14 protein-coding genes and 1 pseudogene are annotated in these 9,884 nt (G+C 43.5%); 8 read left to right on the top strand and 7 right to left on the bottom strand.

Annotated features, from left to right (window positions below; genetic code table 11):
* The 6 genes and pseudogenes from QXR61_07790 to QXR61_07765 all read left to right on the top strand — a co-directional run.
* On the top strand, positions 1-517 hold a 517-nt coding region (locus QXR61_07790; GenBank protein MEM3757847.1), incomplete at its 5' end, for a hypothetical protein.
* Positions 518-532: 15 nt separating this feature from the next.
* Positions 533-1,312, top strand: a pseudogene (locus QXR61_07785) (alkaline phosphatase family protein).
* 109 nt (positions 1,313-1,421) lie between these two features.
* A complete protein-coding gene (locus QXR61_07780; GenBank protein ID MEM3757846.1) occupies positions 1,422-1,859 on the top strand; it encodes a metal-dependent transcriptional regulator in 438 nt (145 codons plus the stop codon).
* Positions 1,835-2,869: a zinc ABC transporter substrate-binding protein gene (locus tag QXR61_07775; protein ID MEM3757845.1), complete on the top strand. Its 1,035-nt coding sequence runs from the start codon at positions 1,835-1,837 to the stop codon at positions 2,867-2,869. The genes QXR61_07780 and QXR61_07775 overlap by 25 nt, the downstream gene beginning before the upstream one ends.
* Entirely contained in the window at positions 2,866-3,639 is a 774-nt protein-coding gene (locus tag QXR61_07770; protein MEM3757844.1) for a metal ABC transporter ATP-binding protein, read from the top strand. Before QXR61_07775 ends, QXR61_07770 begins: the two co-directional genes overlap by 4 nt.
* Positions 3,632-4,438, top strand: coding sequence for a metal ABC transporter permease (locus QXR61_07765; protein ID MEM3757843.1), 807 nt, complete (start codon positions 3,632-3,634; stop codon positions 4,436-4,438). The genes QXR61_07770 and QXR61_07765 overlap by 8 nt, the downstream gene beginning before the upstream one ends.
* A 199-nt stretch (positions 4,439-4,637) precedes the next feature.
* Here the strand turns inward: QXR61_07765 and QXR61_07760 are convergent, their stop codons facing one another.
* From QXR61_07760 to QXR61_07750, 3 genes are all read right to left on the bottom strand, one after another.
* Complete coding sequence (locus tag QXR61_07760) at positions 4,638-4,787, bottom strand: hypothetical protein (GenBank protein MEM3757842.1); 150 nt, start codon at positions 4,785-4,787, stop codon at positions 4,638-4,640.
* Positions 4,788-4,970: 183 nt separating this feature from the next.
* The gene (locus tag QXR61_07755; GenBank protein MEM3757841.1) at positions 4,971-5,243 is read right to left on the bottom strand and encodes a hypothetical protein; all 273 of its coding nucleotides are present in this window, start codon (positions 5,241-5,243) and stop codon (positions 4,971-4,973) included.
* A 501-nt stretch (positions 5,244-5,744) separates the two neighbouring features.
* Entirely contained in the window at positions 5,745-6,623 is an 879-nt protein-coding gene (locus QXR61_07750) for an Mrp/NBP35 family ATP-binding protein (protein MEM3757840.1), read from the bottom strand.
* Positions 6,624-6,712: 89 nt separating this feature from the next.
* Here QXR61_07750 and QXR61_07745 point away from each other — a divergent pair, with 89 nt between their 5' ends.
* Entirely contained in the window at positions 6,713-7,282 is a 570-nt protein-coding gene (locus QXR61_07745; protein MEM3757839.1) for an AsnC family transcriptional regulator, read from the top strand.
* A gap of 13 nt (positions 7,283-7,295) precedes the next feature.
* A complete protein-coding gene (locus QXR61_07740) occupies positions 7,296-8,252 on the top strand; it encodes an MBL fold metallo-hydrolase (GenBank protein ID MEM3757838.1) in 957 nt (318 codons plus the stop codon).
* A 40-nt stretch (positions 8,253-8,292) separates the two neighbouring features.
* On the opposite strand, the gene QXR61_07735 is transcribed toward QXR61_07740, so the two are convergent.
* The 4 genes from QXR61_07735 to QXR61_07720 form a co-directional block, all read right to left on the bottom strand.
* Positions 8,293-8,613, bottom strand: a complete 321-nt coding sequence (locus QXR61_07735) for a hypothetical protein (GenBank protein MEM3757837.1) — start codon at positions 8,611-8,613, stop codon at positions 8,293-8,295.
* A 35-nt stretch (positions 8,614-8,648) separates the two neighbouring features.
* A complete protein-coding gene (locus QXR61_07730; protein MEM3757836.1) occupies positions 8,649-9,002 on the bottom strand; it encodes a hypothetical protein in 354 nt (117 codons plus the stop codon).
* A gap of 116 nt (positions 9,003-9,118) precedes the next feature.
* Positions 9,119-9,406 (bottom strand): ferredoxin family protein, encoded by a 288-nt coding sequence (locus QXR61_07725; GenBank protein MEM3757835.1) that lies wholly within the window; start codon positions 9,404-9,406, stop codon positions 9,119-9,121.
* 49 nt (positions 9,407-9,455) lie between these two features.
* Positions 9,456-9,836 carry a hypothetical protein gene (locus QXR61_07720; GenBank protein ID MEM3757834.1) on the bottom strand — a complete coding sequence of 127 codons (381 nt, stop codon included), beginning with the start codon at positions 9,834-9,836 and terminating at the stop codon, positions 9,456-9,458.
* Between the last annotated feature and the right edge of the window lie 48 nt (positions 9,837-9,884).

Genomic DNA, 9,884 nt, shown 5'->3' with positions numbered 1-9,884 from the left:
AGGTTTTGAGGAAGCTATAATATCTAAGTCAAAAGACTTCAAGTCGGCATTTGCTAGGCTTAAAGTGAATTCTTGGAGCCCCGTAATTAAGGATGTGTTTGAGACAGAGAGAGGTGGCATTAAAGCCGCTTTTAGAGTTAAGCTGCTGGATCTTTCACCCGATGGATCTAGCGTTAAGATATATGTGATGCCAATAGGAGCCTTATCGGGCTGGAGTTACCCTGAGGATGTCGCAAGCAAGCTAGAGTTTGAGGATGCTTATCCCCCTCCCTCTCATGGAATCTATCGTGCATTAACTTTAGGCTGGATTGACGGAGAAACGTTCTTAGAAGCAATCGATATGGAGCATAGATGGCTTGCTAAAGCAGCCTGCAAACTTATGGATGAATACCCCTCATGGTCAATATTCATAATGCACGCGCACTGTCCAGATTGGGCCTACCATGCATTCATAAATAAGGTTGATCCACTCACATCCCCCAGTAGGGAGGAGAATAGCCTATTCTCTAAAATCTAGCTTGAATTCTATAAGAGCTTAGATAGAATGGTTGGTGGCATCCTAAGTAAAGTTGACCTAGATAAGACCATAGTGATTTTAACGTCAGATCACGGGGCCAAAGCTACAACCCATAAATTTGATCCCAGAACCGTCCTTGAGAAGGCTGGGCTACTCGCATATAAGGAGGAGAATGGCGTCAGGGTGATAGATTGGAGTAAGACTAAGGCCATCCCTCAAAGATCATGTTATATATATGTGAATCTTAAGGGTAGAGATCCGAATGGCGTGGTTGAGCCGGATGAGTACGATAAAGTTGTAGATCAAATAATTAAGGTGCTATATGACTATACTGACCCTGAAACTGGGCTTAAACCCATATTATTCGCCATTAGGAGGGAAGATGCCAGAATAATTGGACTTTATGGCGAGAGAATTGGCGACGTTATATTCGCCTTAAGGCCTGAATTTGGAGGTCAGCATGGAGCTTTCCTGCCGACGACAACATATAGTATAGGTGACTTAAGAGGTTTACTCATAATGGCTGGTCCAGGGATAAAGAAGGGTGCGATCGTAAGTAGAACTGTTTGGTTAACGGATATAGTGCCCACAGTATGCCACCTTATGGAGCTGCCCATTCCTAGAGAAGCGGAAGGGGCTATAATTTACCAAGCATTAGAAGATCCAGACATGAAAATTAAGGAGCTGAAGAATTTGAGAGTAAAGTATGAGAGGCTGAAAAATGCTGTTGAAAGTGAGATTAGATTAACTCATACATACTATATGAGGGACATGGATTTAGAGGAGGGAAGCTGAGCAAATATTAAACCGCTGTCAAAGTTTTTCAATCCTTTTTAGGCTCATAATACTTAAATTTAGGTTTAACCTAATTTAGGATATGCCTAAATCTTGGAGAGACTAAAATATGTCGAGGAGACTGACTGAGAGGGAGACAGAATATCTTAAAGTTATATTTAGTTTGCTCTCTGAAAAAAGCGTCGTTGGAAGCCTAGACGTGGCAAACGCCTTAGGGGTTTCATGCGCCACCGCGAGTGAGACCCTTAAGAAGCTTTATGAGAAGGGCATGATTGTAAGGGAGCCTTGGAGAGGGGTTAGTCTCTCAGAGTTAGGGCTTAGAGAGATCAACAGAATTATAAGGAATCATAGAGTATTTGAGACATACGCACATAGATTTCTCTCAGTCAGCTTAGATGATGCCTGTGACTGCGCGCGTAGAATTGAACTATATATTTCTGACAAGATTATTGATTCAATGTGTAGGGTTCTAGGGCACCCTGAAAGGTGTCCACATAACAAATATATCCCACGGGGAGGTTCATGCTGTCTAATAAAATCGATATAGCAACTATAGTCGCTTTAATGTCGCTGCTCTTAACTACTCGTGCCTCAGAGGCCGCCACTAACTTTAGTAGTGGAATAATTATAGTGGTCGTTTCGATAGATGTTCTTAGATCAATTGTTTCCCCAATAATTGGTGAGGCTGGGGAAGTCTACTCAATTGTTTCTGGGGCAGTTGAGCCGCACAGCTTTACTCTAACTCTAGAGGCCGTCAATATTGCGCGTAGATCAGACCTAATAGTTATAACTGGGCATATGGAGTGGGAGAAGAAGCTGGTTAACTTAGTCGCTGAGGAGAAGGGTGTAAGCCCAGACCTTATATCTGTAAATGCGATGAATTTGAGCTGGATTAAGATACTCGACTTGAATGGCGAGAGGAATATTCATGGCTTCTGGCTACTTCCGGAAAACGCTCTCCTAATAGCTGAGGAGGTTAAGGAAAAGATCTCAAGGTTGAGACCTGATTTATCCGCAAGGCTTTCCGACAACTATGAGAGGTTTAGGAGGAATGTTTTAAATCTTAAAGCCTTCCTCTCTGAACTCTCGGCTAGGCATGGTACGCTTAATAGGAGAGTTGTGATAGGTTTCTATGCGGAGCACTATGTTGCTGAAGCTATGGGTTTGAAAGCATGCTCCGTGCTTGTTGACGAGGGGGGAACTGTGCGTCCAGGGGTTTTAAGCAGTATTTATAAGGGATTTAAATCTGGGGAATATGCTTGCCTAATAGTCTCCGATGTAGCCCTACTGATGGAGGAGGCTCAAAGAACCATTAAAATGATCTCTGAGGAGACGGGATGCCCAATAGCATACATACTTTCAGTCTCATCAGGCCGTCTAGAAGATTATACTGCGTTAATGTATTATAATGCTGGGCAGATTTATAATGCCCTCCTCTCGGAGCGGAGAATTGCATCTAGAGATAACGCCAACATTTATCTCCTAACAATCTTGGTTCTTCTATTGACAGTAATTTTTGAGAGCGTGCTGCTAATTAAGAGGAGAGTTGGATTATGAGCGGAAGCATTATCTCCATTAAAGATGTCTCTGTGATGCTAGATGACCAGCTGGTACTGGATTCTGTGAGCTTCGATGTTGAGAAGCCGTCATTAATCGTCGTTGTTGGACCGAATGGGGCTGGGAAGACAACCCTATTGAAGACTATATTGGGCATAATTAAGCCATTTAGCGGTGAGGTTAGGGTTTTTGGTTTAGATCCATTTAGGGATAATGTTAGAAAGTTTATAGGCTATGTTCCGCAGAAGGATAGAATCTCCTATGAGACCCCATTAAAGGTTGGCGACGTCGTCTTAATGGGAATATTGCTTAGGAGGGGGCCGCCAAGATTCATCTCTAAAAGGGATGTTGAGGATGCTAAAAGGGCCCTAGCGCACCTAGGTATGGAAGATAAATGGGATTCCTTTTTCAGCGGATTAAGCGGAGGGCAGCAGAAGAGAGTGCTCATAGCTAGGGCATTGGCATCTAACCCACCACTGCTACTCCTCGATGAGGTCTTTGCTGGCTTAGATCTTGAGACTCAAGATAGACTTCTTAATCTCCTTAAAATGCTTAAGGATAGTGGAAAGACGATTATAGTTGTTGAGCATGAGATCGATCCGATAATGGATCTGGCTGATAGGGTTCTGGTCTTGAATAGAAGCGTGTGCCTATACGGTGAACCGCATGAGGTCTTAAGTGAAGACAAGCTTAAGCCTATTTACCCATGCCTGAGAATGATTGAGAGGGAGGGTAAGCGAATAGTTATCTTAGGCGATAGACATGTTTGATCCAATAATCCTTCGAGCAATCCTAGGCGTATTATTCACGTCACTATCCATGCCAATTCTAGTCATAATGCTTCTGAGAGGATCATTATACATAACTCCCGAAATATCTCACGCAGCGCTAGGAGGCGCAGCTTTAGGCGCCCTAATCCAAACATTCCTCCCAACCCTACCAGATCCATTCCCCATAGTCGTATTATTCTGCATCGCAACAGCAGTCCTCATCTCTTACGCTGGCAGGAGTGGTCAGCGGTCCCTAGGAACAATGCTCAGCGTGGCGCTAGCTATAAGCGTGGCGCTCTACGCGGTTATAAGGAGTTACCTTCCGCTGGAGAAGAGAGTCTTTGTGGACAGTTACTTAATAAGCGACCTACTGCTCCTCTCTAACGTGGATTTGCTGAACCTATCTATAGCGTCTACGGCGGCGACAATCATAACTCTAGTATTTCATAGGGAGTTTATCTACATATGCTTCGACATAGACACGACTGAGACCCTAGGTCTGAGGGTCAGGCTTTATGATTCTCTTCTCTTCATAACGTCAGCTGTAGTCGCCGCGGTAATAGCAAGAGCTGTCGGTGTTCTACTTTCAGTCACGCTCCTAATACTCCCAGCAGCATCATCAAGCATAATAACAAAGGATTTAGGTAAAATGATGCTTACATCAATCATAATGGCGACGTTCTCTGGAGTTGCCGGTATAGCCATATCGCTTCAGTTAAACATACCTACAAGTGGTGCAATAGCGATAACATCCACAGCCATCTTCTCACTAACCTATCTAACAAAGATTAAAAGATGAAATGATTATAAAATGCTGATTCGCCTCACAGAGAGGTGGCCTACTGAGATATGGCAAGTAAACCCTTTATATACCTCCAATATAATCAGTTAGAATAATGATGAATTATAGATTGCTGAGAAATTATGAGACCGACTTGTCTGAGCCAAAAATTCACACTTCTCATTTTTATTCTCTATGTTTTCACTGAAGGCTTATTTTAGGGAGAAACTCTCTCCTCGCCAACTCTAAGTTGGCTTGCCCTATAATATTCATTTCCGTTATGTTCAAGCTTTATCAGTTTGCCTTCCTGCAGAAGTTTTTCTACTATCTGCCAGTCTGCCTTAGCTTTCTCTAAGAGCCTCATCATAGTTTCTTTCCGTAGTGGGTGAACTGCTGCTATCCCAGTATTTCATCCTCTATCCTTCCAGTAAATGTAAAGTTGTTTCCTTCATGTTCTACCAGGAATTTCACCCTATTAACTCCAAGAATTCTTGAGAATATTTGAAAGACTTCATTTAGAGCCTCTCTCCCAGCCAGCTTGACCTATTTTTCAGATGGCGGCCTTCACCGGCACAGCGATATAGGCTGCGCTTAGATTTTTTAACTCCCCTAGAAGACTTTCTATGCGTTCGAACTCTCCGTTATATACTATCCCATCAATTATCATTGCCTCACTTATTATTACTCCATCAAATTCCTCAACAAACCTTCTCACGCCTTCTAAAACCTTACTTAGATGAAGACTTTTATAGAGTCTATTCACCAATCTCCATAATTCCTCGCTGACAGCGTCCACCTTCAATGATACAAGATCCGCCTCCAATAGGCTCCTTCTTACGCTTTTATTCCAGAGCAGAGAAGCGTTCGTTAAAACAGCTATGGGAATGCCTATCCTCTTTAAAAGTGAAATTTCCCTACCTAAATTAACATCTAGCGTTGGCTCGCCATCCGGGACAAAAGTTAAGTAATCAACATTTGCCTTTTAGACGCAGCTCTTCAACCTTCTTTTCAATTTCAGCCAGAATATCTTCCGATCTATAGAATCTCCGTCTTCTAGTGATTTTATTTGTTGTTTTGCCCAGCTGACAGTAAACACATGAGTATGTGCATACCTTATATGGAACGTTATTATTCTGAGGCTCCTTCCTAGGCGCCTTGAGGGCACAGGTCCAAACGCTAGCGGTCTCATACGCTATATTTCACCACATGGCCTCAAATTTCATGCTTTATGAATCCACAATCATAAAGTAACGGCATCTAGCAAATCTGGGGTTTACGGAGCGCATTTAGATCATCTGCCGATGCCGACACATAAACTTTCATTCTAACTCTTCCCTTCGCTACCTTTAGAGCACTCTTCCTTTCGATTTAGAAAGTCCTCGATTTTCCTAACGATCTCTTTGAAGGCCTTTGACGACGGCGAATTATAGTGCTCGATTATAAATGGTTTACCTCTATCCGAGGCTTCACATATATCCCTGTCTACTGGTATTTTACCTAAAAATGGTATTCCCATCTCTTCAGCTATTTTCTCTCCGCCACCAGATTGGAATATGTCGATCTTCATCCCGCAGTTTGGGCATACAAACCCACTCATATTCTCGATAATGCCTATGACTGGTAAGCCGAGCGCCTTAGCGAAGTTAACAGCCTTCTTAACGACTATCTGCGAGACCTCCGATGGAATAGTCACTATTATTACGCCATCCATTTCAGGCAGCAGCTGCGCGACACTGAGCGGTTCATCCCCGGTTCCAGGAGGCAAATCTATTAGCAGCAGATCGAGTCCATCCCAGACAATGTCTAATAGGAACTGGCGTATAGCAGCCATTTTTAGCGGCCCACGCCATATTACAGGCGAATCCTCATTTGGTAGGAGGAAATCCATTGAGACAACTCGTATGCCAAACAGCCCTACAGCTGGAAAAACGCCTGGAGGGCCAACCTCAAGCCTATTTCCACTCAACCCAAGCATTTTCGGTATGCTCGGCCCGTGAATATCCGCGTCTAAAATGCCTACTTTATAGCCGTTCATGGCGAAGGCTATTGCAAGGTTAACTGCTATAGTACTTTTTCCAACCCCGCCCTTACCACTTATAACAGCAACCTTATGCCTAATCTTTTCCATCCTAATCCTCAGCAGCCTTTCCTGCTCCTCAATAAACCTTTGCCTTTCTTCTGGAGCTTCTGTCTCGCCGCTCATTTTATTCACCGATTTGTTGAAATATAATTTAATATCGTAAACTATTTAAATATTTTTTATGTTTAGAAAATAAACTAGTGAAAAGAAAAATGGACGAAGTGGATAGGAAGATAATTTCTGCGCTCCAGTTAAATGGTAGGGCAACATTAGAGAAACTTGCCGAGAGCACCAGTTATACAAGCATGGGAATTAGGAAGAGACTACAGAGATTATTTAAGCAGAACGCTATTAGAGTCTCGGCGCTGATGAATCCATTCTATTTTGGGCTTTTTCCAGCGATAGTTCTGCTTGAGATGGAGAGTGCTGAAGCCATGCAGAATCTTCTCGATAGATTTAGGGATTGCCCTAGGGTTGTTCAAATATTTAAGACTTTGGGCGGATATAACCTAGTGGCTATCGTTGTAGCTGAGGATCAGAGTACTTTGGAGAGCATATCGGTTGAGAAGTGTTCTATTAGGAGCGGAGCTGGCGTAAGGAGATCGGAGTTCTATCCAGTAAGCGACATATATTTCTCGCATCTTCTTCTCGTAAGAGAGCATCTTGCTAGCAAGAATAAGAGCGAAGCGCCATGTGGAGTTGACTGTGAGCCGTGCGCGAGATATGTAAGCGGAAAATGTGTAGGATGCCCAGCAACAATCTACTATAGAGGCCCACTTTAAATGGAGGCTTTCTATGGGTGGAAATGGTCGTTTTTCAGAGTTTAGAGAGGCTGAAAGGGTTGAGATAATTAGTCTAGTGGACAACTCTATAGACTTTCTATCAACCTCCCCAAGAGAGGAGGTTAAATGCTTCAGAGATTGGGTTAAGAGTGCTTCACGATATCCAATTGCTGAACATGGCTTCTCAATACTCATCCGGGTATTTGAGGGAAATGAGTCTCATAGCTTACTCTTCGACGCTGGAGGAAGCCCAAGCGGTGTGATCATGAATGCAAGGAGGATGGGAATAAACCTAGCTGAAGTGGAATGCATAGTCCTATCTCATGGACATTACGATCACTTCGGCGGCTTACCGAAAGTCGCCAAGGCCATAAATAAGAGCGGTTTGCCGATCATAATTCACGACGACATGTTTAGGAAAAGGGGCACTATTAGCTCAAGCGGAGAAATAAGGAAATATCCGGTTATCCCTTCAGAGGATGAGGTGAAGCCGGCGAAATACATTGAAGCAAGACAACCATACTTGGCAGCTGATGGGCTGGTGCTTATAACCGGCGAGATCCCGCGAACCACCCACTTTGAGACCGGTTATCCGCAGCATAGGGCTTTCATCGATGGAAGGTGGGAGCCGGATCCATGGATATGGGATGAACGAGCATTAGTAATCTATATTAAGCGGAAGGGCTTAGTTGTGGTGTCCGGATGCAGCCACGCTGGAATAATAAATACGCTGCTCTATGCGCGGCAGCTCGCTGGTACAAAAGAGGTTTACGCTGTTTTAGGTGGCCTACACCTTGCGGGTAAGGAATTTGAGGGTCGCATAAATCAAACAGTGGAGGAGCTTAGGAAAATAAGGCCACGTCTTATAGTGCCCTCACATTGCACGGGTTGGCGTGCTGCTCACGCAATACTTAATGCTATGCCAGATGCATTTGTTTGGGGTAGTGTCGGAAATCTCTATGTGATATAAAGCGAATAATCGTAGTCAATTGAAGGAAATTTAGCACAGATCACATTGTGAAGTAGGAGTATAGTTTTATATCTCTTCCCAATTCGGACCTAACGAAGTTTACGACATCCTCGTCGCTAATATACATGTTGCCTAAATCATCGACCCTCAATTTTATTCCGGTCCTCTTCAGCCTATCTCCGCTTGCCGTGTCTATGAAGACATACTGCATGCCAGTTACTGGTAGAATCAGCCTAAGACCAGTTAAGTGCCTTGCCGGAACACCCATCTCAATTCGATAGGCTAGCTCCTTAGCATCATGCTTCTTAACCAGCTGCTTAAACTCCTCCCACGAGTCAACCCTAATAACCCTGCCGCTCAAGGAAATCCCCCTCAATTTTTCGAAACTAATAAAGGCTATTTTAAGTTTAGGTTCTTCCTGCAGTCGAAGCACAAATCTGTTTCCTCATTTGTACAGAAGATTTTTCCACATCCTCTACATTTAACCCTTTTAAGCAAGCCTTTATCTCTTTGGGCAACCTGTCTAGTAGCAGCACGCATTGGGAAGGCTATAGCTCTCCTTGGGCAAACATACTCACATGCTACGCAGCCATATATACAGTTCTGCGGGTTAACGACAATGACCTTACCATCACGAATCCCGAAAACATTATGTGGACAGAACTTAACACATTTGTGTGCATCAAAACCTTTGCATCCATCACATCTCTCTGGAAAAATCGTTGGATACCAAACCACTCGCCTCTCCAAACGGATTTCACCACAACATAGTATATAGGCAGTGCAGTGATTTAAGTCTCTCCAAGCTGTTAATGGAAAGAAAGGGTTCTGGAGGAGTTAAGGGAGACAAAAGATTATGCTGCCTATCAGGAGTATTTTTGCCTCAGCTTCTTAAGGATTTTTCTTAGTTCATCTCTTGATGGGAAGGTTATTGCTCCGCTCGGGCACATTTTTGCGCATGTCTCGCAGCCGACAACGCAGCCATATGGGTTCCTAACGACTGGCCGTGGGGGATTTCCCTCAATAGCGTAGACATCATGGCCGTTCGCCGAATCAATCTTAACGCATGTTAGACATCCAGTGCATTTCTCATAATCTATTTTTGGGAACCATGGAATCTCTCTTCTAGGAATTCCCATATATATTTCGCTCATAAACCATTCACCTCCACAATTATCTCAGTTGGTTCTAGAAAGAATCGCGCTACCTTCCAACGATTTTACTGACTGCTTCAGCAACCTTCTTCATGGCTTCCTCCGTACTTATGTTTCTTAGGTCTAATGAGACCAGCTGCCTATCAGGATCAAGACCCTTCTCCCTGAAGATCCCGCCGAAGAGCTTCTTCTGCATCTTTGGGTCACATCCGCCAATAATGTAGACAATATCCTTGCTGCTCTCTTTCAAATAATCTCTCCAGAACCTATCGCCGTCATCAACGCAAAGCTGCGGGTGAACAATAGCATACTCAACTTCCAACTCGTTCCTAACATAATTTATGAGCTTCCATAACTCAAGCTTCGAGAAACCCGGGCATTCACCAGTACATATACACATTATAAATCTCGGCAGATTTCTTTCACTCATGCATCCTTCACCTTCTTGAATTAAATAAAGAAAACCATGGTTATATTT

This window comes from Candidatus Bathyarchaeia archaeon (genome assembly GCA_038882715.1).
Lineage (GTDB): Archaea > Thermoproteota > Bathyarchaeia > Bathyarchaeales > DTEX01 > DTEX01.
This window is presented reverse-complemented; position numbering and strand designations above follow the sequence as displayed.

What these genes read in the sequence shown, in the direction of transcription:
- QXR61_07780 (MEM3757846.1), top strand. Translation starts at nt 1,422, where the DNA reads ATGTCGAGGAGACTGACTGAGAGGGAGACAGAATATCTTAAAGTTATA.
- QXR61_07775 (MEM3757845.1), top strand. Translation starts at nt 1,835, where the DNA reads ATGCTGTCTAATAAAATCGATATAGCAACTATAGTCGCTTTAATGTCG.
- QXR61_07770 (MEM3757844.1), top strand. Translation starts at nt 2,866, where the DNA reads ATGAGCGGAAGCATTATCTCCATTAAAGATGTCTCTGTGATGCTAGAT.
- QXR61_07765 (MEM3757843.1), top strand. Translation starts at nt 3,632, where the DNA reads ATGTTTGATCCAATAATCCTTCGAGCAATCCTAGGCGTATTATTCACG.
- QXR61_07760 (MEM3757842.1), bottom strand. Translation starts at nt 4,787, where the DNA reads ATGATGAGGCTCTTAGAGAAAGCTAAGGCAGACTGGCAGATAGTAGAA.
- QXR61_07750 (MEM3757840.1), bottom strand. Translation starts at nt 6,623, where the DNA reads ATGAGCGGCGAGACAGAAGCTCCAGAAGAAAGGCAAAGGTTTATTGAG.
- QXR61_07745 (MEM3757839.1), top strand. Translation starts at nt 6,713, where the DNA reads ATGGACGAAGTGGATAGGAAGATAATTTCTGCGCTCCAGTTAAATGGT.
- QXR61_07740 (MEM3757838.1), top strand. Translation starts at nt 7,296, where the DNA reads ATGGGTGGAAATGGTCGTTTTTCAGAGTTTAGAGAGGCTGAAAGGGTT.
- QXR61_07725 (MEM3757835.1), bottom strand. Translation starts at nt 9,406, where the DNA reads ATGAGCGAAATATATATGGGAATTCCTAGAAGAGAGATTCCATGGTTC.
- QXR61_07720 (MEM3757834.1), bottom strand. Translation starts at nt 9,836, where the DNA reads ATGAGTGAAAGAAATCTGCCGAGATTTATAATGTGTATATGTACTGGT.